The following is a 23,947-nucleotide window of genomic DNA, read 5'->3' on the forward strand; positions in this document are numbered from 1 at the left end:
TCTATCATTGCACATAACACTCTATGATGGTACAACCATCATGATCTATGAATTTCAAGAAAGTATCATTATATCCCATGGTTCTATACTTAAGCACACCAACTATTCCTTTAATTTAAGGATTTTCTATATAACTTTCTGCAATATCAATATCATTTGTCATTTCTAATTCTGGAAATTTTCCATCTAATTTTCTTAAGCAATTAATTAGTTCTTTACTTTGTATAATTTCTACTATATCTTCCAAAACTTCACTTATCCAATATAACTCTTCTTTACTACAGTTCTCTAAATATCTTATAGTATTTTCCTCATTTTCTGAGAGAACTTCTATTATTTCATTCCAACTTTTTTGTATCCCATAGTCATCATTCAAATTTAATTTTTTTCTTTCATTTAATATAACTTCCATTTTATTTGCTATATCCATATTAATCCTCCAAACTCTATCTACGGTTGTTTAGTCGCATCTGGAAAAATAGTCCCTATCTCTCCATTTGTTTTTATAACTCCAACCCTAACACCGTTTTCGTATACTTTATTTATATTATAATCTACATTATTTTTTTCCAAAAATTCAATATTACTTTGTCCATGTCCTCCACCCTTCATTTTTGAAATATCTCCTGTTTTAGGATGTGTTGTAAAGTCACCTACATTTGAATGTTTAATGCTACTTTCGAGTATATTAACCTTGTTAGCCCGACTATTTCCATTACTGAATCCACCTTCTTTAGACTTCGCAAACTTATAATAAGCTTCTATTAATTCGCCTTGAGGTATTTTGGTTACAATAGTTCCACCAACACTAGAGAGTGCATAGGAAGCCTCTCTCTTAAATGATTGTAACATTTCAAGCGTAGGCTTCAATTCTTTTGCTAGTGTTACTGCATTAGCAATTGTACTTACTCCACTTGATGCTTTTGCTCCTTTTGCGATAATCCCAGGCATTAAAAACTTCTTCATATCATGAAAGAGAGTTGTGGAAGCACTTCATCATTCGAAACTTTTGTTTTGATATTTTTGGATATATAATTCATCTTACTAAATATTGTAATCTCAAAATAAAAAGTACTTATTTCTTTTTATCAGCAATCAATTGCTTTAAGTTCATACGAGTTAATTATCTTTCAGTAAAGTTAAACCTTCATTTTCTAATTTATTCAAAGTTACTAAAAAAACCCCAAGGCATATACCTTAAGGCTCATAAATCAAGAAAATATTCCCTCTATTTTTTTGTCATAATTTTTTACTTTATCATTAATTTCTATTAGCAAAGTATCCTCATCCGTTGCAGGTTCATAACCAATTATTACGTTTGGAATATCATACTCTTTTTTCAAATTAACTAGATAATGCACTAACTTTTTTAACCTTAACTTATTATCATTCCTCTCATCCTTTAATATTTCATTTTCAGGAAAGTTAAATACAATATCACCATCCTGTTCATCAAATGAAAATACTATTACTACATTTTTTAATGAAATACCTAGTTGTAATTCTTCTAAACATACATTTCCTGTGCCTTTCGGTGTTAAAATCTCTTCCATTTTTTTCACTTGAGAAAAATCCAAATCTTTTTCTAAAATATTATCATAAAAATGTGATGATTTAATTTTTAATATATTTAATTTAAGTTCGTCGTAAATTAACTTATCAATACTTCTCTTATTAAAATCTCTTAATATAATCTCTAAATTTTCCACTTACAATCCCCCTCTTTCACTGATCAATAAACCCTTTAAAAGTTCCATCAAGGTTCAATCGAACTCCACGTCCATCTGGTAGTTTTTTCTCCAAAAACTCTATTCCTTTAGGACTTTTAATTTTTATAAATCCTCCTGGTCCATCCATTATTTCTTTAAGGTGTTTCAATGCAGTTTGGTTTATTTGGTCAGGGCCACCTTTAACTTCCCCCCAAATATCTGGATTTCTTCCTGCATGTTTTTGTAAAGCATGACCTACAACAGTTTCTCCACCCTTTTTAGGAGAAGTTGCAGTATTTATTATAGTTTCATTATTAACTTTAACAAACTCACCTGTACCCTTACCTCCACCAGAAGACTGGATTTTTTGAAGAGTATCCTTAGCATTTTGAATCGATTTATTCCAAACAAATCCACCATGCGCAAAAAGACTAGCCCCAGCAGCTGTTGCTGCTATATCTAATGGAATAACAATTGGTGATGCTAACCCACCAGTTCCTACTTCTGCGACGATAGTTAAGAAATTAGATCCGCCTATGAGCGAAATAGCTTCAAACATTTCTACAATGGACCCGGCTATTTAATAATATTGCCCTGTTTTTCTAATGTTTTTTGACATTGAAAAACATACTATATAGCATCAATTAAAGCCTATGTGCCTGTGAAATGCAAGGTACGAAAGTGCATTCGCTCAAATAATAATTTTCAATTGAAATCAACAAAAGAGACCTCAAATGTGAAGTCTCTCTTGTTGATTATTTTCCATAAGTAACTCGCCATTTATTTGTTTATTTTAAGACAGATAACGTGGTTCATTCAAATATATATCTTAAAGAAAAAATTTTTCCTGCCGTCATAATCTAGTAGAATAGATTCAATTAATTCTTATTAATTGCGATAAACTCACTAGGAATCTCATCTGCTAACCAAACTTTTTCATTTCCTAAATAAAATTTAACGCCTTCTTCTCTAGCTTTTTCAGTATTAACTTCTAAAATAATAGGATGCTTATCTTTTCTTTGTTCAAAGCCTTCAGAAGCAAAATCATGAATAAGTTGAACTTTACTTCCTTTGCCGATTTCAAAACATGCAGTATCATCATTATCAACTCTTTTAGCAAAAGGAATCAGCTTACGATTAGGATATCTTTTCTTCATACCAGAGTATATGTTAGTAGCCTGTTCTGATTCCTTTAAAAACTATATATCAAAATTAACTAAATCTAATTTGACTAATAAGGTAACAGTTTAAATGCCACCTATTATTTACACATTTTTCTTTCCCATACTCTTTTTCCGTCAGTTAAAAACACTGCACTTGGCGGATCATCATAGAGAGAAATTTCAACCAATGAACTTTTTTCTTGTTTTAACCAATTATATACAGTACCTTCGTTTGTATTAGGTCGAGATAAAATATTATTTACTCTAAATACAGCTGCATCATATTCTGTATAATTTATATCATCCTCATCTAGTCCATTGTCTGTTTCAAAAACTGTATCTAGTTCTCCAATAATCCTCAATCCACTTTTCCATTCTAGTATCATGTCACTATGTTCATGATTTATTAATGTTCCAATTAAAGAATCGTACCCCATTTGCATCCTCTTTTCTTATGATTTTTATGGTCTTGATGGTACTATATGAGCGCCATCTTTTCCATAATGGATCAACCCTTTAGTAGTCTCATAGTATTCACCAGTATTGCGGTCATAATATTTTCCTATTGGCTCACCAAAGTCTACTCTTTCTCTACCGTTTTTTAATAGTTCACCTTTCCCGGCGAACTTATCAAGCAATTCTTGCGCTATTTTATTATCGCCATAGAAAATGCTCTTATTTTTTCCATTTGCTAATTCTTGTTTATAGTTCGGTGTATCGGGAATATGCTTTTCTTGAGCTCCTGCTTTCACTTTTATTGGATAACCATTTACTTCACGGTATGGGCCTTTAGGTACAGAATCTTTTCCATAAGAAGGTATTCGATTACTCGCACCCTTACCTCCACCAGAAGACTGGATTTTTTGAAGAGTATCCTTAGTATTTTGAATCGATTTATTCCAAACAAATCCACCATGTACAAAAAGACTAGCCCCAGCAGCTGTTGCTGCTATATCTAATGGAATAACAATTGGTGATGCTAACCCACCAGTTCCTACTTCTGCCACGATAGTTAAGAAATTAGATCCGCCTATGAGCGAGATACCTTCAAACATTTCTACAATGGACCCGGCTATTTAATAATATTGCCCTGTTTTTTTTAATGTTTTTTGACATTGAAAAACAAACTATATACCTGCAATTGAAGCCTATGTGCATATTCTGTTAGCTTTAATTCATAAAAATAATTTCGATAAATTTATAGCTTACCTTTCAATTAAAAAAGCACTTATTGTCTCAAATAGACAACCAAGTGCTTTAAGTTCATATGTTTTTAAGTAGTATTAAATTTGTACGTTTTGTAGTAGTTGTCATGACACCTTCTGTATGTTATGACAATTACTACATTAAACCTTACGAGTTTGTACGAGTTCGTTAGTTTTTTGCCCATTCCAGATATTTATATTTATCAACTAATCACTATGAGTTGTAATCTCAGAGTCTCATTTCCCTAAAAATAAAACATCATATCTATTACGCTTCATCAAACAGACATCCCGATTTGTATAATTATTGTCGGATGTAAATAAAAATATTAAATAACTAAATCAATTTGGCAGCTGAATAGTTACCTTATTTTTCTCCTGAAAACACATTAAAAATCTAGTTTATTTAAATCATTATGTTTTATAAATCGAGCTATTTCCATTTCTAAATCAATTCTATTAATATTTTTATCAAAAATAAATCCTATTTCCCCATTATATTTTTTTAATTTAGTTGGCATATCCCAATACTCCATCTCATTTTCAAACTCATATAATCCAAAAGTAAGGCACATGTTTCTTCCGTTTTTTTCAAAAAAAATAATTATGTTATCTTTATCAAAGTCTTCATAAATAATATTTATTTTAGTGTCATTCATTCTTGCACACCTTCCCAAGTAGTATACTTACTAGATTATCATTTTTAGCCATACAATAAATTATTACTTACTCCCAATTCTATATAAATGATAATATTTATCATATAAACCACAACATGCGTCCATTCCTGGGTTTGCACTCATTGACTTTTCGATCACTTTTTCCCATGAACCATACTTATTAAATGAAAATTCTGCTGTTGGACCATGTGGATTACCATATTTAACCTCATTTCTAGCCATTACACGCTCTAGTCCTTTTGGATCATCTATATAATCATTTAATCGATTCTGATTTCTTTGATTATTTACCGCTCTTGCAATTTCTTCAATTGAATTTCCCTCATTCTTCATTTTATTAATTAGTTCTATAATATTATCATTTTTATCATGATAACTCTGCCTTCTTACAGTTGCCTGAGCCACTTGTTCTGGATTTGTCCAGTCTAGTGCATCAGCAAATCCACCTATACTCTCCGAGTTTGGATTTGGAGAAAACCCATAAACTGCATCTGGATTTTCATGGATATTTTTTGCCGCCTTTGGATTATCCATAGGATTATTCTTATAAGCAAATCTAGTATCACCCGTACCCTTACCACCTTCTTTAGACTTCGCAAACTTATAATAAGCTTCTATTAATTCGCCTTGAGGTATTTTGGTTACAATAGTTCCACCAACACTAGAGAATGCATAGGAAGCATTTCTCTTAAATGATTGTAACATTTCAAGGGTAGGCTTCAATTCTTTTGCTAGTTTTACTGCATTTGCAATTGTACTTATTCCACTTGATGTCTTTGCGATATGACCGATTTTATTTAGCGCCTTTAACTTATTTACTTCTCCTACATAATATATATACTCTGAAATACTCTACTTAATTTACAGAACCATTCGTAAACACAAAAATAGTGGCAGTTGGATTCTCCAAACTACCACTATTTTTAACCTCTTAATTCATTAAATTCCGTATAAATTAGTTTTTCAACGTTACTCATGATACACAATGTTTTAATTTGCTTATTATAGAACTTCCTCTACATCGACACTCTCTATCTTCACTTCATACATATTTGGGATATTTACTTCTTTTGGTACCCATGCATAATAATTTTGATCATTCTCTAACATAAATTGAATTAACTTTGTTTCTGATCCATTCCAGAAATTTTTAAGATTATCAATGTAGTCTTCTAAATCTTCTTTATAGTCCAGTTGTAATATATAATCTCTTACCGTCAGGGCAAACACAATTAAACTTCCTAATAGATTTTTTTGCTCATTTTCTTCTTCATACTCTTGTGATAAGAACCACACTTGACCTATTCCTATCGTTTTTTTGTATTTTTCATAAAAACTACTATCCTCCATATTCTCATAGTCATGAATCAATTCATTGACCAATGAATGCCATTTTGGCGGAATAATATTTTCCAATGCAGGATTATGTTCAATTCCTTCTACTATATCCTCGATTTCTTCTGTCTCATCTTCATAGTGATATTCACTTAGGTCTATATGCTTAAATTTCATTTCATTTTTATAATGTGCCAAATCATATGGATAATGATTATTATCTTTTAAACTTATATCATCCAGTTCCAAAATTTTCGCAAGCGCTGCCGTTTCAAAGCTCCAATATCCTACATATCCAGGTTCTTTATGCGCATTTTTCCACTCATAATCATAATGACCTTTAAACCATTCTTTCTCCATGTACGTTTGTAATCTTTTAGATGCTTCTTTTTTATCTATTTGTGCAAGTTCTATAATCTCTCTCGTTTTTGCATATGGATTTTCTTTATAATATCTGTTCGTCATGTTTGTGTATCCAATATCACTAGCGCATAAGAGGAAATCAATTACTGCGTCATTCATATTTTTTGTATCAACTATCTTTTTTAATCTTTCTATATTCTTTTTATCCGTTTCTAACAAAATTCCTAAAGAAATTATCCAAAGCATATATATATAACCCACTTTGCTAGCTCCTGTATGCTCTAAATCATCCATTGCATTATAAAAATATACTTCCATTGTGCTAATGTCTTCTCCTAAAGAATACATTGCTCTAATGTCGTTCATCTCATGTATAAAATTCCTTAAATATCTTCCTTCTATAATACTTATATTATCTTTAGGCTTTCTTTGTATACCATTCTTTTCATCTTCTTCTAAACTTCTAATCTCCTCTCTATTATCTTCAATAAACTTTTTATGGAGTTCTATTCCTTTTTTACATTTTTCTTCTATGCACAATTGATCTCTCATTCTATTTAATTCCTCCTAGCTTCTAAATTATGGCCATTCTCCAATATTGTTGCCTTCTTCATCTAACCTATATGTTTTTACGTTTCCACTACTATCGACTTTTGATAATACTCTTTCAACTTCACTATCTTCCAATGCATTCGCAATCTTTTCTGCTAATACTTCATCTCCATCAACAGCTTTCAATATTCTACTTTTTCCAGTTTCAGAACCGTTCAACCAATCATTTGACATTTGTCGTCCATCTTTAGTTTTCCCCAATTGTGAACTACCAAACTTAGCTTCATCAATAACATATTTAATATTTGAATTTGGATTTGCATTTTCGTATAATCCATCAATTCCTTTTACTATTTTATCATTTATACCTGTTGGTGCACTTTTTCCGACTGGCTTTAAATCAAATCCAGCTTCTTTTAAACTTTGATTATTCAATAAATTGTCACTAGATTTTATTTCACCATAATTACCTTTTTGCTTATTTGTAGCTGTTTTCGCATCAAAATTATCTACATTTGTATTTTTGTTACTGCTAGGTTTACCGTTAGCCGCACCCCCACCAGAAGACTGGATTTTTTGAATAGTATCCTTAGTATTTTGAATCGATTTATTCCAAACAAATCCACCATGTACAAAAAGACTTGCCCCAGTAGCTGTTGCTGCTATATCTAATGGAATAACAATTTGTGACGCTCCCCCCCCAGTTCCTACTTCTGCTACGATAATCCAGTCATTGAAAACTTCTTCATATCATGAAAGAGAATTGTGGAAGCACTTCATCATTTGAAACTTTTGTTTTGGTATTTTTGGATATATAATTCACCAAATATTGTAATTCCGAAATAAAAAGCACTTGTTGCTTTTAGTCGGCAATCAAGTGCTTTAAGTTCATCTGCTTATTAAGTAGGATCATTTGAGGGGATTTTCAATTAACTTTACAATATCTTTAAAACTTAGGAATTCATTAGTTTCATGTTTATTCCATTTATTTATATTCTTAGCTCACTAATAGCTATCTCGCCTAGTTATTGTTCTTATATTCAAAAGAATTATCTCTCTTCTTTGCACAAATATAAGTATTGGCCAAACTCAGGGAATGTATCCCAATTTCTAGATACATCATCTTTTGTCTCTCGCTCTTCTACTTCTCCAGTTTTAGAATCTTTTTGCTCCATAGCAATATGACCATTTTCTTGATACCCCAAAATCATACTTTTTAACTGTGTATCCCCGTCATATTCCCAATACATTATTGTCCTTAGGAATAGTCTATTATCTTCTTTAACAATAAAATCGTAGTGTAAATATTTACGAAGAAAATCATCCAAAAAACTTACCGATACCCATTTCTCAGTGACATTTACTAAATACTTTGGCTGCTCTCCATCACTAAGAACAGCAGTATAAGAATGACGATTTTCATGAAGTGTCTTGGATGCATTCTCATCAATAATATTCCAAGGCTTCTTTTTTATATTAGACCACTTATCACAATAATAAATTTCCATTAATTATACACCTTCCCATTAATATCACGAATAATAATCCCTTTCTCATTCGCCTCTTCAATAATTTTTTGTGGAACTGGCTTTGTTTGTACAGGGATTTCCAAAATTAACTCTCCATCTAGTCGACCACCTTTTAAAGCATTAGGATTAAATTTACCTGAAGAAATTTCTGAACCGGAAGAATACTTTTTAGTAAACTCACTTAGATAACTTAATGCCGTCTTTTCTTTTACTTCAGCCAATTGGGTAAATTTCCTCGAGACAATTTCTTCACCCGGAATATAAGAATCTACAACATATTTCTTCCCATTGATTTCCTTTGCCTCTAACTCTACTTCATTATAAGGATATCGAGGACGATTTTCCTTATTAAATCTATTCCCTGCTTCCCATTGCTTTTTCACAAAGTCCGGTATTGATTTCTTTTTAGATAGTGTTTCACCCGTACCCTATGTTGTAATCTTAAACTCTCACAATAAAAAAACAAACCATATAAAACCTTATTAAACTACTTCCTTCTCTTGTACTACCGGCAATTCATATGCTGTTTTATGTTTCATCATTCCATAAACAATGTTTACAAGTCTTCTCATAATACATACCAATGCTTGTCCTTTTGTTTTCCCCTCTTTAAGTTTCTTTTGATAGTATGCATGAAACACTGGGTTTCGTGGCATCTTACTTCCTTTTGCTACTTGTACTTGCTGTACTGCTAAGTTATAAAATAAAGCGTGTAACGCCCTGTTTCCTTGTTTACTTTTATGTGCCTTACCTTTCCCACCAGAACCAAAGTAAACAGGCGCAATCCCCGCAAACCGTGCTAATTTATTGGCATTTGGAAATCGCCTTACATCCCCAATTTCTGCGATTAATGCTGATGCCGTCACAAGTTCTATTCCCGGCATTGTGTCTAATTGATAATCTAATACATTCATTAACTGTTTTAGTTCTCTCTCAATGTACTTCATTTCCTGTTTTTTAAATACAATGTCCCTAACAATACTTCTCACTAAAAAGTCTCGTGTTTCTTGATACTCCTTCATTGTTTGTCCATCTTCTTTTACAAGCTTTAATATGTCACTTGCTTTCTTTACTGAGCATGTATTGTTGCTAACATCTAATAAAAAAGCTGTCAATCGCTTTATATTCGTCCCCTCTAAACAAGAAGGTGACGGATATTGCTGCCAAAATGCCAATGCCGTTTTGCCATCTATCTCTGAGAAAAACTTTTTATAACTTGGATAATGGTGGTTCAATTGAATATGTAGTTGATTTTTCAAAGCTGCTTGTGCTTTTACTAATGCATTCCTTCTTGAAACTAGTTGTTGTATCGACCAAAATAAATCGTGCGGCTTTGCATCTGGTAGTTGATTAAATTTGCTTACCAATATGCGTGCTACACATTCTGCATCCCAGCTATCGTTCTTTTTAATCATTACCTCACTTTTACGTTCTAAAAATGATAAAGCTGGATTTACTTCTTTCACCACTCGTTCATGATCTACTAAATACTTCGCTAACGCTCTTCCATAACCACCAACATCTTCTAAACCAAATACAACTGATAATCCATCACTCACATATGTCTCTACTTCTAATAAAAACTTCGAAAATGCAGATGGTTTATTCTCAAATTGTATTTCTCCTAGTTTCTCTTGCCAACAATTAATAATAACAGCCGTATGATGCTCCTTATGTAAATCTACTCCTACATACAAATAGTTCTGCCTATTATGCATAACTCATCCCTCTATTCAATGATTTAGTCATATATAAAAATGTCGGCAACCTTAGTTCGAGCGTTCATCTTCCGATGCGCATAGGTACGCAAGCCTATCCATTTTTCATCACTCTAGTAGTATGTATAGTAAAATGAGCTAATTTTTTAAGTGAGTTTATAAAATAATTGCTGGATGTTTCCCATTTGCCTGTATTTGACCATATGTGTATATCCCTCGATAAAAACTCTCTCGGTCTAACATGCGTTTCACTTGTACTTTCGTAAATTGTTTTCCTTTCTCCGTACGATAACCCTCTACATTCAGTCGTTCTGCCAATTGAGAGAGTGACCAATGCCTAAAAAAGTATCGTAACTCAAATAGTCTACGCACAACCACCGCTTTCTCCGCATCTACTTCTAATACTTTCTGTCCTTTGTTTGCCCTGTAACCAAACATCACACCGCCACCTGCATATCCACCTTGTTCCGCTTTCTTCTTTCTACCTCGACTTAGCTTTAATGAAATCTCAAGACGTTGATATTGATCTAGTAGTTCTAACATGCCATTTACTAAAAAGTCATTCGGGTCATGTGTGTATATACTGTAATTTGGTTGTTCAATTGCTTTCACATCTACCTTGTATTTCTTTAGCTCTCGTTGTATTAACACTTTTGCCATATCAGAGCGCCATAACCGAGATGTATTTAGTACAATCACGTGGCTCACTTGATGATATGTCATATCTGACAATAATTCTTGTAAACCTTCACGTTCAACTGTTAATCCATCTTCATCTACTGTCGCTCCACTAATTCCTTTATCTTCGTATATGTGAAGCAGTTGTAGTTCATTTTCAATGCAGTACCGTTCAATTTCTTCTACTTGATATGTTAAGCTGTACCCTTCACGTACTTGCCCTTCTGTTGAAACTCGTACATAACCAACTACTTTCTCTTCCATATTGAGTCCTCTCCCGTTACAGTAATTACAATCCATGTAACGTTTACCCGTTTTTTTTGCGGATAACGTGTGCATAACGTCCATCCGTTAAAACGTACTTTACGATGACTTCAAAAAGTAACACAACCCTTTATTTTTTCCTCTACTATCGTCGTACCCTGTTCACAACCATTACAATCTATAAAAATTTAATACTTAGCACACTTATAAAATTATAATGTGTCTACTCATTTCTATCCTAAAACGCAAAAAAGCACTTGTTGCCTTTAATTGACAATCAAGTGCTTTAAGTTCATATGTTTTTAAGTAGCATAAATTTGTAAGTTTTATAGTAACAGTATGACACCTTTTATATGTCGTGACAACTACTATGTTAAAACTTACGAGTTTGTACGAGTTCGTTAATTTAATGTCCATTCCATGTCTTTATATTCGTCGCACAGTAAAATGTTTTCTCGCCTAAGCTCGTACTTCATTTTCTATTCTATCATTGCACGTAATACTCTATGATGGTACAACCATCATGAAGTATATACTTTTTAACAGCCTATTCTTTTTCTGTCCACTTCAAAAATAAGTGCTTTTTCGTTTGCTTGTCTTATGTGTCAGTGTATATTTAACTTTAGCACCACGAACTTTGTCATTCTCGTGTGTAAAGTATACATTGAGTAGTAAGTATGACTATAATACTTATAAAGTTACTATAACCAATCTCGTTTGTTTACTTATTACTGTAGACTTTTAATCTATACTAGAGTATTAATCAACCATATTCACAAAGTATTCAGTATCCTGATTAATTTTTCGTATAAATTCCTCCAATGAATCAGCTATTTGAGTCTCAAAAAAATATACAGGAGTTTGTTGAGGAGTATTCAAATCAAGTGTTAAATATACACCCTCGTTTACTTCATAAAAAACCAATTTATCTTCTTCCTCGTATATCCCCTCTAAATCTGGATCAAACTCGTAAATACCTTCTCTCAATGTAATATCTGCTATAGTATCTGGATCCATTATTCTATTTATTGCATCCACATTATTTCCTTTTATGAAACCATAGCCAACTTCTAAGTAAAAATTTCTAAGTTCATTAGGAAATGCAAATCCAAGTCTCTCTTCTGCCACTATAAGTTCATTTTCTTGTAATTTAAAAAACTTATGATGACTATTTCTTATAAAATCAAATGTAGCCATTAAAACTACCTCCTTGGAAATAATTTATTTGATGGTGACCCTTTACCATGAATTCCTGCCTGATGTTCATCAGGAAATTTAGCTGGATGTATATTCCACCATTCATGAGGCCCACCAAAATTATTCTCTATAATATGATGCGCATCATAGGGTTGCCCAATATCCCTTACTACTCTACCTTTTTTATCATAAACTTCCTCAGTATATCTTGGCCATGTTTGCCCTGTTTTTTCTTCCCATTCACTTATCAATTTGTTTTTCACACTGTTAAATTTATTTCTGTGTTTTAACGTTTCCAATGGCGTCATTTTTTCATACTTATGTTCCCTTAGAGCAGCCTTTAATTGTTCTACTTGGTTTTTATGAAGCTTCAATCCTGTTTTTGACTCTACATCTCTAATATAATCTTTAGCTAAATCGTAATCAATTTTAACCGTACCCTTACCACCATCTTTAGACTTCGCAAACTTATAATAAGCTTCTATCAATTCACCTTGTGGTATTTTGGTTATGATAGTTCCACCAACACTAGAGAATGCATAGGAAGCCTCTCTCTTAAATGATTGTAACATTTCAAGCGTAGGCTTCAATTCTTTTGCTAGTTTTACTGCATTAGCAAATGTACTTACTCCACTTGATGCTTTTGCTCCTTTTGTGATATGGCCTACTTTATTTATTGCCCTATCGCCTAATATTGTGGTAGCTATTTGTGTTAATCCATAGGTAGTCAATTCTGTACGACTCTCTGCATCTCCCTCTATCATATCTCGTTTTATTTTATTTGAAAATGCATGCCACATATTTTTTGCAGTTTCATCCAAATGGAAAAGTGCATAGGTTACATTAATAAAAGTTCCTATGTCCATATTACTTAAAGCTATTGCGGACTCGATTTCATCACCAATAGCTTCCCACATCTTTTTCGCTGTTTCAAACGTGCCAACTATACTGTCTGTCGCATCGTCCCAAGCATTTCTAACCGGAGATTTCTTCTCAATTATGTTATTTGTTTCTATATCTTTAATTGACTGATCATTTTTTCGAGCTGTTTCTTCTATAATCCCCTGAATCGAACTCACCCAATCCATATTCAACCCTTGTGTACTAAACGTACCACTCACAGGACTAAATCCTTTCCCGCTTTGCACTTCAGAGAGTCCGGCTGTGATGCTAGCTGCTAATTGGAGGGCGGTGCTGTAGTTGTTGCTGGATGAATGATTGAATTCATATAAATGCTCTAGTTTTTCTTCCAGTTTTTTTCTCATTGCACCTAATACCGTTACAATTGCACCTACTCCGGGCATTGGTGTAAGTACTTCTATTGCTTCTATACTTGTAATCGATTGATTAATTCCCTTATTTGTTCTCTTATTTCTTGTTCAATCACATCTGTCGAAGCAACTTTCGCTTGGAACTCATTTGGAAATGCTTCGTTTTGGCGAATTAATTCTTCACATAAGCATATAATTCCTTGCGCTAATGGCCGAAATGTTTGGACAAGGTAGGATTTTGCACTACTGTATGTTTGTCCTTGTAATACTGTGTCTATCGCAAAGGCATCAATAGATTGAATGACTTGTTCCATACTTTGAATCGTAGCATTACATATAGCGTTCATACTTTGAGTTTGACTTTGTACTTCTCCCAAATACATGTTTAAACTCATGTATTGGCCTCCCTTTGTAGTTGCTGCTGTTCATAGGAAAGGTCGTTTTCTTTCTCACTGAGATGCCGTTTTTCTTTAAGCAACGTCTCTTTTTCATTTTCTAATTCGAATGTAAGTTTTCTTTCATACTGTCCGATTTCTTGCCGCATATTCGTAAAAAGGTGAAACACTTCTTTGTCGCCGTGCCAAGTTTCTAGTATTCGGTTAAATAAACGATTACTTCTATTTTTCCATTCATGAAAACTAGCCTCAGCTCGTTCTTGATTTTGCAACGCAATTCGGTTTTCATTTTGCTCTTCAAATATACTTCGTAATTTTTGATTACATTGACTGATTCTCATTTCAATTTCTTGACTCATCTTTTCTCCCTACCTTTTCCCCTTTACGTAGGCCGTTACATTATTGAAAAGTCTTTTGAAGTCCGGTATCCATTTTCTCAAATTCATTTGCTACGGAATGGATATTATCAATTGTTTGTTGAAAAGCAGTACAAAATTGTTTCGTGATCTGTAAATTTTGTTGATTTGCTTCTTGTGCCTTGAAGTTCGCAGATAGTGTAGTACGCGTTGCCTTATTTATAGAGCGACTAGTAGCACTTTTCATTCTATCTGAAGCATTTCTCATTTTCGTTGCAAGTTGCGTTGCCGTATGCAAATTACTTTGAAATTCTCCCATTACTTGCTCCTCTCTACCTTTTATTTACAAGAAAATTATACCACGGAAAAATATCCCAATAAACCGAATGTTCGAATTTAACATACAATTCAGCACTGTTACTGAGGATACGAGCAACGCTTATCTATCAACATAACTGAGTCCAAAATGGATTCTACTTATACAAAAAAGATGACTTCAGCCATATGCTAAAGTCATCTTTTTCTACCTTATTATTTTACTAATTCTCCATTATAAGCTTTTATATTAAGCGGAGCAGTTAAAAATTGTGCTGCTTTACTAACGAAAGATGTGAAGTGTTCACTCGTATTATGGCTCGCAACTGCTGCTTCATCTTTCCATACTTCTACCATCGTATAAACACTTTCTTTTTCTGTATCTTTATATAAATCATAAGATACATTTCCACTTTCTTCTCTTGAACCATGAATGAGTGGCTGAATTTCTTCTAAAAATGCTTGTTGTTTTGCTGGGTCTACTTGAAATATTGCGTGAATAATAATCATGGTGTTTCCCCTTTCATATTCCATATATTTCTATGACCTAATTAGATTACTTCCACTCAGCAACTTTGTCAATTGGAAGACGTACTGATTGGTAACCACTGTCTGCAGCTTTCCCGATTGAAATTAACATAACTGGTACGTAGCTTTCTTTATCTAGTCCAAATGCTTCTGCGATTTGATCTTTCTCAAATCCACCAATTGGACAAGTGTCATAACCGTGCGCACGAGCTGCTAGCATAAATTGCATTGCTACAAGACCACCGTCAATTAATACCGTATCTTTCATTACTTCTGGTGTAACCATAGAGAAGTAAGCTGAAAGTTTTTTCATTTGATCTTCTTTTACTTCTGCTGGCATAAGTCCACGCTCTACTGCTGTACCGTAAATTTCTTCTGCGTTATCAAAGTTGTTTAAATCACCAAATAAAGCAATCATTGCTGAAGACGTTTCTACTTGAGATTGATTGAATTTCGCAAGTGGCGCAAGTGTTGCTTTCGCTTCGTCACTTTCAATCACTACGAATCTCCATGGTTGCATGTTTACTGAAGATGGTGCAAGTGTTGCTTCTGTAAGAATTTCTGTCATTTCTTCTTTGCTAATTTTCACTGAAGGGTCGTACTTACGAATTGAACGACGTCCTGTTAAAATTTCGTTAAAATCATTTGTTTTTACTGAGTTAGTCATAGTTGTATTCTCCCTTTTTTATAATTCTTTTATATTTTCTTGAATGTGATTTAACATATTTAAAAGATTATCGCGTTCTTCCTCACTTAATCCTTTAAATGCAGATGCTGCAAAACGTTCTTTTTCTTCTTGAAACGCCTGAATTTTATTTCGCCCCTCTTCAGTAAGAGAAACTAACGTAATTCTGTTATCATCTGGATTTTTACGTCTTACAATCATTTCATTGGCCTCAAGCTGCTTTAAATGCCTTGTTATCGCAGCATTATCAATATTCACTTCTTGCTGAAGTGCTTTTTGACTAATTTCACCTACTTCAAATAATTGAAGTATAAGCTCTAATCGAGACTGGCTCATACCCGTACACCCTTCAAATTTCGAACTTACTTCTTTATTTAGAAAGTGTAATTTATATAAAATAATCGCTTCTTTTGAGCATGAACTTGTCAAATTAACCCTCCTTTAAAATCAAAATAAAAACATTTGATGTATCAATAGTTGATATGTCAATTAATATAATCTATATCGATTTAGAATGCAAGCATTTTGTTTTTATTTTATTTTTTCCAAATTAAGGCGCTTTGTAGCGTTACAAATAATGTTAATTGCACTATAATAGTAATAATTTAAATGACTGGAGAGTGATTGATAATGCGGCAATACACAAATAGAAATGAGGAAATGAAAATGGAAAATGAAATGAGGATATTCATAAATGACAACAATAAATATAGGGATTGTCGCGCACGTAGACGCTGGCAAGACGAGTTTGACTGAGCGTATTCTTTATGAAACGAATGTGATTAAAGAAATTGGCCGAGTAGATAGTGGTAATACACAAACTGACTCAATGGAATTAGAAAGACAACGCGGCATTACGATTAAAGCATCTGTCGTTTCTTTCTTTATTGATGATGTAAAAGTAAATGTCATTGATACACCTGGACACGCTGATTTTATCGCTGAAGTGGAGCGATCATTCCGCGTTCTAGACGGTGCGATTTTAGTTATCTCTGCCGTTGAAGGTGTGCAAGCACAAACAAAAATTTTAATGCGAACATTACAGAAACTAAACATACCGACTATTTTATTCGTTAATAAAATTGATCGTAGTGGCGCAAACACTGAAAAAGTTATGAAACAAATAAAAGAGGTTCTTTCAAATGAAGCATTCCCCTTCTACTCTGTTCTAAACGAAGGAACGAAAGAAGCCCGGATCATTGAATACAAATCATATGACGATTGTATGGAACTGTTAGCACCATTTAATGAATCGTTACTTGAATCATATGTAAATAACGAAATAATACCGGACGCACTATTAAGAGAAAAACTAGAACAGCAAATACAGCAAGCAAATGTGTATCCAATCTTTTTCGGTTCAGCAATGACAGGTATAGGAGTAACTGAAATACTTGAAAAACTTCCGCCCCTAATGCCAGCTCTTACATCGGCACAAGAGGAACCATTATCTGGTGTTGTTTTTAAAATTGAACGTGAACCTTCTGGAGAAAAGGTTGCGTATATAAGAGTTTTTTCAGGTAGCTTACATGTTAGAAAATATGTTGATATACAGCGCGATGAGTCTCTACCACATAAGGAAAAGATAAAAAAAATGTGCATATTTCATAATGGAGATGCCGTTCAAACTACTACCGTTCCTAGCAGTGAATTTTGTAAAGTGTGGGGACTGAATGATATTAAAATTGGTGATATTATCGGTGAACGTACGGATTATATAAAAGATACTCACTTTGCCGAACCACAAATGGAAGCAGCCATCAATGCAGTACCAAAAGAACGAATTCATGATTTATACGCTGCACTTATGGAACTATGTGAAGAAGATCCGCTCATTAAAGTGTGGAAAGATGATATTCATAATGAACTTTATATTCGCCTTTTCGGTGAAGTACAAAAAGAGGTTATCGAAACAACACTTTATGAGAAATATAATTTGCAGGTTACTTTTTCAAGTACGCGAGTTGTATGTATGGAGAAACCAATTGGCATTGGGAATTCCGTTGAAGTCATGGGTGAAAAAGCGAATCCTTTTTACGCAACAGTTGGATTCAAAGTCGAACGTGGTGAACTTAATTCTGGCATAACATATAAATTAGGCGTTGAACTTGGCTCACTACCTTTAGCATTTCATAAAGCAATTGAAGATACTGTATTTCAAACGTTAAAACAAGGTTTATACGGATGGGAAGTTACGGACATTTCTGTCACGTTAACACATACTGGTTATGCTAGTCCTGTTACAACAGCGAGTGATTTTAGAAACTTAACACCACTCGTACTAATGGATGCCTTAAAGAAAGCTGAAACATATGTATATGAACCAGTAAACGAGTTTGAATTAACTGTACCGAAGCAAGCAATTAGTACCGCAATGTATAAACTTGCTACTATTCCAGCAACTTTTAGAGAGCCTATATTAAGTAATAACTCTTACCAGTTAACAGGATCATTACCTGTTGCGAAAACAGAGAATTTTAAACGCATGCTTCATTCATTTACAGAAGGAGAAGGCATATTTACAACGAGGCCAGCTGGTTTCACAAAGCTTATGGCTCCCTTCCCTACTCGAAAACGTGTTGATTATAATCCGCTGAATCGTAAGGATTATTTACTTCATGTTTTGAAGGCTTATTAAAGTAAAAGAGGTGCAATTCGCACCTCTTTTGCATGTATTAATAGGTTAGTTTGTCCTAACAACTTCTTTAAGTTTTCCTATTATTTTCGCTATAGCCTCAATTGAATTTTCCGTTTCATATCCCCCAACATTTACAGAATGATTTACATTTTTGACAACTTCAATCTGTAAATTCGTTTTATATAACTGATCAATTTGACCTGCATTGTATTGGTGATCTTTATCCCCAATAACTAAAAACCCTTCGTGTCGACTATGTAAGATAGAATCAAAAATTGTATCAAACGTCAGTAAAGGTGTAAATAGTATCATTTTTGACTGCGCGAATTCTTCTCTCCTCATTAAATCATTTGCAATCGGAATTGTTCCGAGTGACTTCCCTAAAAACATAGTCTCGTTGTATTGCTCATCTTTTAATACTTCATTTATTACCGGATTAATATCATCCATCATTACTTTCGTTACTTCTTCCATTGGTTTATTCATTAATTGTCCATCATAAGAATAATGAATATGTACAACATCTATTTTATGTTCAAGCATTAACATCGTCGCGTAATAAAATAACGGCTTATCATAATTGTATCCTGAACCTGAAAACATAAAGCAAACGGTACTAGAACCTTTTTCGATATGTGTGTAATAAATTACTTTGTCATTTATATGTACCTCTTTTTTAGTTCCCTTCACCATTTTCCCCTCCGAATACATTTACTTTTGTAATACGATATGTTCTGTGTGAACTGATACATCCTTTACTTTCTCTTTTATAAATGCAGGCTGTAAGTTATATGTATGCAGTTCTTCTACTGGCACCCATCTAAACAAATACGTTCTACCCTCTTCTTCCAAAATATATTGATCCGCTCCACTCGCAGGTAACTCATGTAGCTCTACTTCATAATAAAAACTAATTTCATGAAACTTTCGCTCAGAAAGTGTAAAGAAATTTTCTACTGACCATATTAACCTTTTCCTTTTAATAGGAACACCTATCTCTTCCGCAAGCTCTCGTTTTAATGCATCTTCACTATTCTCTAGCATTTTTACTCTACCACCGGGTACATACCAATAATCTTCCCCTTTGTTTTGAAGAATAAGTATTTTATTATCATGTTTACAAATTGCTCCGACGCGGTAGTTAAAACATGTTTTTTCAACTTTGAACGTAAGATCCATCCGTAATGCCCCCTTATATAATTAATATTTAATTATTACAAAACGATTATGTAATTACTGTACGAATAAGGTTACTAAATTTATCCACTTCATTCAATCATTTTCGAATTTTCCAAACTTTTGTTTTTCATCATTACAAGTATATATACATATGTTACAATCACATTGCACACTAGAAAACATTATGGGGGTACGGATGGAAACGTTATTAATCCAGCAAACTGAGAAATCAAATAAGTTTTGGAAAATCGTTGTGAAAGAAAAAGACTACGTTGTGTTTTACGGAAAAATTGGCACAGCTGGTAGTGTAAAAGCGAAAGAGTTTGAAACAGAAGAAGAATGTATGAAAGAAGCTACTAAACTAGTTGCTTCCAAACGTAAAAAAGGATATATAGACCCTATTCAAGGGGAAGATTACATAAAAGAAAAGACGATAACCGAAGAAGAATTTTGGGAACTACTCGCTCGTGCAAAAACGAAAGGTGAGGACCAAGAAGAACAAATAGAATGGCTTACTTCTCACCTTGCTAAACGTACAGTACATGAAATTGTTGCTTTTGATACGCATATGCATCGTATTTTAAAAGATTCCTATACCTCCCGTTTATGGGCAGCCGCTTATATTATTATGGGTGGCTGTTCAGATGATCCTTTTGATTACTTCCGTGGATGGTTATTATATCAAGGAAAAGAGACATACGAAGCTTGTATTGAAGATCCAGAACGATTAATTCCTGTATTAGAAAATTTGAGTGAGTATGACGTTCCAGAAATAGAAGAACTTTCTTTATATTTCGGTTTCACTGTATATGCAGAAAAAACTGGTGACGAAGATGATACTTACTTTACACTTTACCATGTCTTATCTAATGAAGAATTCGACGATGTTGATTTTGAATTTGACTGGGATGAAGACGATGAAGAAGGTTTAAAAAAGATGTTTCCTAAGCTATGGGAGATGTATGGGGAAGAACCGATTGAGTGGTAGATTCATATTAGGACTCTGTTTAACCAATAAACAGAGTCCTTTTTTCACAAGATTCTTATTTAAACTCTCTTTCTTTCATACCACTTATCCAATAACACCTTTTCTCTTTCCCCTGAAATACCTGCTTTTAATTCCCATTCTTCCGTACTCTCCATCCACTCATACACATCTGTAACTGTCTCTTCTATTCTTCTAAAAGTAAGCCCTTCATTAACCGCACTTTCGATACAAATAGAAAACCCGCCTCTCCACGGCTTCGTCTCACCATCTAATGGGAAAGTTTCTGGAATCCACAAAGGCATTTCTGTCCAAGGCTGCACATTATGTTCACTCATAAACGATTCGTCTACCCAAACAAATTCAGCATCACTATTCGTAACCTTTTTACACGTATTTAATAGCTCTTCCATCGTCAATTCATCATTCGGACCTGTTACATTGAATATACCTGCTTTATTGTTTTCTGCCATGTTGAGTCCAAAGTATGCAACATCTTTTATATCAACTATCTGCACTGGACGGTCTTTTCTTCCTGGAACTAACACTTCTCCTCCCTTTGCTATACGCCCAATCCAGTATGGAAGTCGATCCGTATAATCAAACATTCCCGAAAGAAGTCCCGCTCTTACGTGTAAAACACGCCCCGGCCAATACTTCTCTGCTTCTTTTTCGCATAATACTTTCAGTGCGCCATAATGCTCATAAGGAGATATTTCACCATTCTCTACACCCTTTATTTGCTCTTCCGTTGGTTCAGGTTGTAATATATAGTCTTCTTTTATGTCATGCGGAATCCAATCTTTATATACGGAAAGGCTTGAGATGAATATATAATGTTTTATATTATCTTTTAAGACATCTCCAATATTCCGAATGTGATGTGGAGAAAACCCACATGTATCCACGACAACATCCCATTTTCGATTTTCTAAACTTGATACATCGTTATTTCTGTCACCGATTAATTGCTCTACTTCAGGAAAAATTTCTTTGTTCGTTCCGCGATTAAATATTGTAACTTCATGCCCTCTTTTTAAAGCCTCTTCTACTAATGCTCTTCCTAAAAAACGTGTACCACCTAGAATTAGAATTTTCATGGTTCTCCCCCATTCATCATTAAAAACCCTTTCTTTTGTTAAACGAATTTCTATCATAAAAAGTTACGGGGGATTTGTTATTTTACTTTAATCCTACAAATAAAAAGAATCCATTTTGAAAAATTAATCAATACGGATTCTTACATTAGATATAATTATTGAATTACTAACTCCGCACAACTTCCCCATCAACTAACTCAATAATTCTATTACACTTATTTGCTACCTCAATATCATGCGTTACAATAATAATCGTTCGTCCTTCTTCATTCAGTTGTAATAATAGATCCATAATTTCTTCTCCTGTTTTTCTATCTAAATTCCCTGTCGGTTCATCAGCCAAAATTATTTCTGGTTCACCTACTAACGCTCTTGCAATTGCGACTCGCTGCTGTTGTCCACCTGATAGCTCGTCAGGTGTTTTATGCATATGTTCTTTTAAACCTACTTTTTCTAAATAGAACTTCGCCTTATTTTTTCTTTCCCGTTGCTTTAACTTTCTATATGTGAGTGGTAGCACTACATTATCCAGTACAGTATGTTCTTTTAACAATGCAAAATATTGAAAAATAAATCCGATCATTTCATTTCTTGTTTTATGAACTTTATTTGCTCTAATTTCAGTTAATGATTTTCCATTTAACGTATATTCACCCTCATTTGGCATATCAATTAGCCCGATAACATTTAGTAATGTACTCTTCCCTGAGCCTGATCGCCCCATTACCGCTATAATTTCGCCCTTATTTATCGTTAAATTTATACCGTTTAACGCGAACGTATTGTAATTCTTATTACTATACACCTTCTTAATATCTTTTAGTTCAATTAACCCCATTATTCCATCCCACCTATTAATGTTTTCGGTTCGAGCTTTCTAATAAACAAAAAGACAATTACATTCGAGACAATGATAATCAATAATAAGAAAAGAAATACTAAAAACAATATAGGCATATCCAATTTAAAGTCTAATACCGTTGCTTCCTTTAAATCCTTCGACATTTGTAATAGAACCCCATACCTCCATGAAAAGTAAGCTATTGACATTCCTAAGCCAACTATTGCTACAATAATGTTTTCTATAACAATTTGAATAAACATTCCAAATTTACTTTCGCCAAAAACTATTTTTATACCAAATTCCCGCTTTCTCATCAAGATAGAAACAATGGTCGTTACTACAATTCCGACAATCGAGAATACAATGAATAAGATTCCTACTATAAGTTGAGGTATTTCAGAATAGCCGTTAAGAGTAACATCTTCATTTATTTCATCACCTAAACTTTTTAAATGAAACGTACCGCCGTTTCCTTTAAGTTGAATTGATTCTTCTAGTTTCTTTACATCTGCACCTTTTTGTAAATATAAAACTGTACTTTGATGTAGCCTTAAAAACATTGCTTCATATTTTTCAAATCTATCAAATGACATAGGCATTATCATTGCGTAATCCAACTTCAAATATGTGTTCGTCGTATTATTATTTACGATAAATTTATTTTCTGGCAAAAACCCTGTAATTGTATATTGATTATTAATTGTATCCCCAACTTGAAAATATTTCTTAAAGTAAGAACCCATTAAAACTTTTGTTTTTTCTTCATTATTTTTTTGAAAGTCATCATGCGCGAAACCTTCTTCAGGTTTTAAAGGTAAATGTAACATTTTATAGTAATTTTCATCTACAAAAATTGTTTTAATAGTAGGTCTTTCGTCATGAAACGTTTTATTTTTCAAATCAGTAATCATACTGTTTTGAAATGGTCTATTACTTGACTCTATTTCAATAACTCGCTCCTCGTATGTACCATACGAAATCACATCTTTATTTTGATAAATTGTATTATAAACCGCTTGAATTTTCTCTTTATTAAATTGATTGCTTTGTAATCTATCTGTCGTCATTTCAAAAGTAACTAAATATGTTTTATCCCCATTTAATACCGAGCTGGATTTATCGTTTAGATAGTGTAAATTATAAAACACATTAATTGAACTCGTTATAGTTGCTAATCCAAATGTAATCTGTATTAGAAGAAATACGGAAAATAGAAACCTCTTTTTTAATGCTAGGAACGCACTTTTTATTCTCATCG

25 protein-coding genes and 5 pseudogenes are annotated in these 23,947 nt (G+C 33.3%); 2 read left to right on the forward strand and 28 right to left on the reverse strand.

The features are described 5' to 3' along the window. Nucleotides 1-115: 115 nt before the first annotated feature. The 23 genes and pseudogenes from ACUL40_RS07160 to ACUL40_RS07270 all read right to left on the reverse strand — a co-directional run bounded on the left by ACUL40_RS07160 (nucleotide 116) and on the right by ACUL40_RS07270 (nucleotide 16,372). Nucleotides 116-430, reverse strand: coding sequence for a hypothetical protein (locus tag ACUL40_RS07160; protein ID WP_000350220.1), 315 nt, complete (start codon nucleotides 428-430; stop codon nucleotides 116-118). 20 nt (nucleotides 431-450) lie between these two features. Next, a pseudogene (locus ACUL40_RS07165) lies at nucleotides 451-945 on the reverse strand (hypothetical protein); the annotation flags it as partial. Nucleotides 946-1,211: 266 nt separating this feature from the next. Further along, nucleotides 1,212-1,709, reverse strand: coding sequence for a hypothetical protein (locus ACUL40_RS07170; RefSeq protein ID WP_000429178.1), 498 nt, complete (start codon nucleotides 1,707-1,709; stop codon nucleotides 1,212-1,214). Nucleotides 1,710-1,725: 16 nt separating this feature from the next. Then, nucleotides 1,726-2,289, reverse strand: a pseudogene (locus ACUL40_RS07175) (hypothetical protein); the annotation flags it as partial. 298 nt (nucleotides 2,290-2,587) lie between these two features. After that, the gene (locus ACUL40_RS07180; RefSeq protein ID WP_000747779.1) at nucleotides 2,588-2,866 is read right to left on the reverse strand and encodes a hypothetical protein; all 279 of its coding nucleotides are present in this window, start codon (nucleotides 2,864-2,866) and stop codon (nucleotides 2,588-2,590) included. 104 nt (nucleotides 2,867-2,970) lie between these two features. Continuing rightward, nucleotides 2,971-3,309, reverse strand: coding sequence for a hypothetical protein (locus ACUL40_RS07185; protein ID WP_445423127.1), 339 nt, complete (start codon nucleotides 3,307-3,309; stop codon nucleotides 2,971-2,973). A 24-nt stretch (nucleotides 3,310-3,333) separates the two neighbouring features. Further along, a pseudogene (locus ACUL40_RS07190) lies at nucleotides 3,334-3,948 on the reverse strand (polymorphic toxin type 50 domain-containing protein); the annotation flags it as partial. Nucleotides 3,949-4,466: 518 nt separating this feature from the next. After that, nucleotides 4,467-4,736, reverse strand: a complete 270-nt coding sequence (locus ACUL40_RS07195; RefSeq protein ID WP_001000171.1) for a hypothetical protein — start codon at nucleotides 4,734-4,736, stop codon at nucleotides 4,467-4,469. Nucleotides 4,737-4,799: 63 nt separating this feature from the next. Continuing rightward, nucleotides 4,800-5,564 (reverse strand): annotated as a pseudogene (locus ACUL40_RS07200) (T7SS effector LXG polymorphic toxin); the annotation flags it as partial. A 195-nt stretch (nucleotides 5,565-5,759) separates the two neighbouring features. Then, nucleotides 5,760-7,007 (reverse strand): PoNi-like cognate immunity protein, encoded by a 1,248-nt coding sequence (locus ACUL40_RS07205; RefSeq protein WP_074554728.1) that lies wholly within the window; start codon nucleotides 7,005-7,007, stop codon nucleotides 5,760-5,762. A 27-nt stretch (nucleotides 7,008-7,034) separates the two neighbouring features. Beyond that, the gene (locus ACUL40_RS07210) at nucleotides 7,035-7,442 is read right to left on the reverse strand and encodes a hypothetical protein (RefSeq protein ID WP_031312493.1); all 408 of its coding nucleotides are present in this window, start codon (nucleotides 7,440-7,442) and stop codon (nucleotides 7,035-7,037) included. A gap of 614 nt (nucleotides 7,443-8,056) precedes the next feature. Then, nucleotides 8,057-8,515: a hypothetical protein gene (locus tag ACUL40_RS07215; protein WP_445422846.1), complete on the reverse strand. Its 459-nt coding sequence runs from the start codon at nucleotides 8,513-8,515 to the stop codon at nucleotides 8,057-8,059. Further along, entirely contained in the window at nucleotides 8,515-8,919 is a 405-nt protein-coding gene (locus ACUL40_RS07220) for a hypothetical protein (RefSeq protein ID WP_000745181.1), read from the reverse strand. The genes ACUL40_RS07215 and ACUL40_RS07220 overlap by 1 nt, the downstream gene beginning before the upstream one ends. A 99-nt stretch (nucleotides 8,920-9,018) precedes the next feature. Beyond that, nucleotides 9,019-10,254 (reverse strand): IS110 family transposase, encoded by a 1,236-nt coding sequence (locus ACUL40_RS07225; RefSeq protein ID WP_000551898.1) that lies wholly within the window; start codon nucleotides 10,252-10,254, stop codon nucleotides 9,019-9,021. Nucleotides 10,255-10,410: 156 nt separating this feature from the next. Beyond that, nucleotides 10,411-11,196, reverse strand: coding sequence for a recombinase family protein (locus tag ACUL40_RS07230; RefSeq protein ID WP_065212578.1), 786 nt, complete (start codon nucleotides 11,194-11,196; stop codon nucleotides 10,411-10,413). A 204-nt stretch (nucleotides 11,197-11,400) separates the two neighbouring features. Beyond that, complete coding sequence (locus tag ACUL40_RS07235) at nucleotides 11,401-11,607, reverse strand: hypothetical protein (RefSeq protein ID WP_306292718.1); 207 nt, start codon at nucleotides 11,605-11,607, stop codon at nucleotides 11,401-11,403. Nucleotides 11,608-11,955: 348 nt separating this feature from the next. Continuing rightward, nucleotides 11,956-12,393, reverse strand: a complete 438-nt coding sequence (locus ACUL40_RS07240; protein ID WP_000190068.1) for an SMI1/KNR4 family protein — start codon at nucleotides 12,391-12,393, stop codon at nucleotides 11,956-11,958. Nucleotides 12,394-12,398: 5 nt separating this feature from the next. Continuing rightward, nucleotides 12,399-14,059 (reverse strand): annotated as a pseudogene (locus tag ACUL40_RS07245) (T7SS effector LXG polymorphic toxin). Further along, nucleotides 14,056-14,418, reverse strand: coding sequence for a DUF3958 family protein (locus ACUL40_RS07250; RefSeq protein WP_229175086.1), 363 nt, complete (start codon nucleotides 14,416-14,418; stop codon nucleotides 14,056-14,058). The pseudogene ACUL40_RS07245 and the gene ACUL40_RS07250 overlap by 4 nt, the downstream one beginning before the upstream one ends. A gap of 40 nt (nucleotides 14,419-14,458) precedes the next feature. Further along, nucleotides 14,459-14,734, reverse strand: coding sequence for a TIGR04197 family type VII secretion effector (locus ACUL40_RS07255; protein ID WP_000503633.1), 276 nt, complete (start codon nucleotides 14,732-14,734; stop codon nucleotides 14,459-14,461). 212 nt (nucleotides 14,735-14,946) lie between these two features. Then, nucleotides 14,947-15,240 (reverse strand): putative quinol monooxygenase, encoded by a 294-nt coding sequence (locus ACUL40_RS07260; RefSeq protein WP_000583805.1) that lies wholly within the window; start codon nucleotides 15,238-15,240, stop codon nucleotides 14,947-14,949. A 46-nt stretch (nucleotides 15,241-15,286) separates the two neighbouring features. Then, complete coding sequence (locus ACUL40_RS07265) at nucleotides 15,287-15,925, reverse strand: nitroreductase family protein (RefSeq protein ID WP_000185392.1); 639 nt, start codon at nucleotides 15,923-15,925, stop codon at nucleotides 15,287-15,289. An 18-nt stretch (nucleotides 15,926-15,943) separates the two neighbouring features. Continuing rightward, complete coding sequence (locus ACUL40_RS07270) at nucleotides 15,944-16,372, reverse strand: MarR family winged helix-turn-helix transcriptional regulator (protein WP_000204162.1); 429 nt, start codon at nucleotides 16,370-16,372, stop codon at nucleotides 15,944-15,946. A gap of 265 nt (nucleotides 16,373-16,637) precedes the next feature. Here ACUL40_RS07270 and ACUL40_RS07275 point away from each other — a divergent pair, with 265 nt between their 5' ends. Beyond that, complete coding sequence (locus ACUL40_RS07275; RefSeq protein WP_229175087.1) at nucleotides 16,638-18,581, forward strand: elongation factor G; 1,944 nt, start codon at nucleotides 16,638-16,640, stop codon at nucleotides 18,579-18,581. 45 nt (nucleotides 18,582-18,626) lie between these two features. Here ACUL40_RS07275 and ACUL40_RS07280 read toward each other — a convergent pair whose 3' ends face one another. Then, on the reverse strand, nucleotides 18,627-19,292 hold the full coding sequence (locus tag ACUL40_RS07280) for an alpha/beta hydrolase (protein WP_121868300.1): 666 nt from the start codon (nucleotides 19,290-19,292) through the stop codon (nucleotides 18,627-18,629). After that, a complete protein-coding gene (locus tag ACUL40_RS07285) occupies nucleotides 19,293-19,760 on the reverse strand; it encodes an NUDIX hydrolase (RefSeq protein ID WP_017674163.1) in 468 nt (155 codons plus the stop codon). Nucleotides 19,761-19,956: 196 nt separating this feature from the next. On the opposite strand from ACUL40_RS07285, the gene ACUL40_RS07290 reads away from it, so the two are divergent. After that, nucleotides 19,957-20,748: a DUF4240 domain-containing protein gene (locus ACUL40_RS07290; RefSeq protein WP_000449122.1), complete on the forward strand. Its 792-nt coding sequence runs from the start codon at nucleotides 19,957-19,959 to the stop codon at nucleotides 20,746-20,748. 59 nt (nucleotides 20,749-20,807) lie between these two features. Here the strand turns inward: ACUL40_RS07290 and ACUL40_RS07295 are convergent, their stop codons facing one another. From ACUL40_RS07295 to ACUL40_RS07305, 3 genes are all read right to left on the reverse strand, one after another. Beyond that, nucleotides 20,808-21,845 (reverse strand): SDR family oxidoreductase, encoded by a 1,038-nt coding sequence (locus tag ACUL40_RS07295; RefSeq protein WP_065212575.1) that lies wholly within the window; start codon nucleotides 21,843-21,845, stop codon nucleotides 20,808-20,810. Nucleotides 21,846-22,011: 166 nt separating this feature from the next. After that, nucleotides 22,012-22,683 (reverse strand): ABC transporter ATP-binding protein, encoded by a 672-nt coding sequence (locus ACUL40_RS07300; protein WP_063220517.1) that lies wholly within the window; start codon nucleotides 22,681-22,683, stop codon nucleotides 22,012-22,014. After that, nucleotides 22,683-23,945 carry an ABC transporter permease gene (locus ACUL40_RS07305; RefSeq protein ID WP_065212574.1) on the reverse strand — a complete coding sequence of 421 codons (1,263 nt, stop codon included), beginning with the start codon at nucleotides 23,943-23,945 and terminating at the stop codon, nucleotides 22,683-22,685. Before ACUL40_RS07305 ends, ACUL40_RS07300 begins: the two co-directional genes overlap by 1 nt. Nucleotides 23,946-23,947: the final 2 nt, after the last annotated feature.

Source organism: Bacillus sp. KNSH39, from assembly GCF_052656585.1.

What these genes read in the sequence shown, in the direction of transcription:
- ACUL40_RS07160 (WP_000350220.1), bottom strand. Translation starts at nt 430, where the DNA reads ATGGATATAGCAAATAAAATGGAAGTTATATTAAATGAAAGAAAAAAA.
- ACUL40_RS07180 (WP_000747779.1), bottom strand. Translation starts at nt 2,866, where the DNA reads ATGAAGAAAAGATATCCTAATCGTAAGCTGATTCCTTTTGCTAAAAGA.
- ACUL40_RS07185 (WP_445423127.1), bottom strand. Translation starts at nt 3,309, where the DNA reads ATGGGGTACGATTCTTTAATTGGAACATTAATAAATCATGAACATAGT.
- ACUL40_RS07195 (WP_001000171.1), bottom strand. Translation starts at nt 4,736, where the DNA reads ATGAATGACACTAAAATAAATATTATTTATGAAGACTTTGATAAAGAT.
- ACUL40_RS07205 (WP_074554728.1), bottom strand. Translation starts at nt 7,007, where the DNA reads ATGAGAGATCAATTGTGCATAGAAGAAAAATGTAAAAAAGGAATAGAA.
- ACUL40_RS07215 (WP_445422846.1), bottom strand. Translation starts at nt 8,515, where the DNA reads ATGGAAATTTATTATTGTGATAAGTGGTCTAATATAAAAAAGAAGCCT.
- ACUL40_RS07225 (WP_000551898.1), bottom strand. Translation starts at nt 10,254, where the DNA reads ATGCATAATAGGCAGAACTATTTGTATGTAGGAGTAGATTTACATAAG.
- ACUL40_RS07230 (WP_065212578.1), bottom strand. Translation starts at nt 11,196, where the DNA reads ATGGAAGAGAAAGTAGTTGGTTATGTACGAGTTTCAACAGAAGGGCAA.
- ACUL40_RS07240 (WP_000190068.1), bottom strand. Translation starts at nt 12,393, where the DNA reads ATGGCTACATTTGATTTTATAAGAAATAGTCATCATAAGTTTTTTAAA.
- ACUL40_RS07250 (WP_229175086.1), bottom strand. Translation starts at nt 14,418, where the DNA reads ATGAGTCAAGAAATTGAAATGAGAATCAGTCAATGTAATCAAAAATTA.
- ACUL40_RS07255 (WP_000503633.1), bottom strand. Translation starts at nt 14,734, where the DNA reads ATGGGAGAATTTCAAAGTAATTTGCATACGGCAACGCAACTTGCAACG.
- ACUL40_RS07260 (WP_000583805.1), bottom strand. Translation starts at nt 15,240, where the DNA reads ATGATTATTATTCACGCAATATTTCAAGTAGACCCAGCAAAACAACAA.
- ACUL40_RS07265 (WP_000185392.1), bottom strand. Translation starts at nt 15,925, where the DNA reads ATGACTAACTCAGTAAAAACAAATGATTTTAACGAAATTTTAACAGGA.
- ACUL40_RS07275 (WP_229175087.1), top strand. Translation starts at nt 16,638, where the DNA reads ATGACAACAATAAATATAGGGATTGTCGCGCACGTAGACGCTGGCAAG.
- ACUL40_RS07280 (WP_121868300.1), bottom strand. Translation starts at nt 19,292, where the DNA reads ATGTATTCGGAGGGGAAAATGGTGAAGGGAACTAAAAAAGAGGTACAT.
- ACUL40_RS07285 (WP_017674163.1), bottom strand. Translation starts at nt 19,760, where the DNA reads ATGGATCTTACGTTCAAAGTTGAAAAAACATGTTTTAACTACCGCGTC.
- ACUL40_RS07290 (WP_000449122.1), top strand. Translation starts at nt 19,957, where the DNA reads ATGGAAACGTTATTAATCCAGCAAACTGAGAAATCAAATAAGTTTTGG.
- ACUL40_RS07295 (WP_065212575.1), bottom strand. Translation starts at nt 21,845, where the DNA reads ATGAAAATTCTAATTCTAGGTGGTACACGTTTTTTAGGAAGAGCATTA.
- ACUL40_RS07300 (WP_063220517.1), bottom strand. Translation starts at nt 22,683, where the DNA reads ATGGGGTTAATTGAACTAAAAGATATTAAGAAGGTGTATAGTAATAAG.
- ACUL40_RS07305 (WP_065212574.1), bottom strand. Translation starts at nt 23,945, where the DNA reads ATGAGAATAAAAAGTGCGTTCCTAGCATTAAAAAAGAGGTTTCTATTT.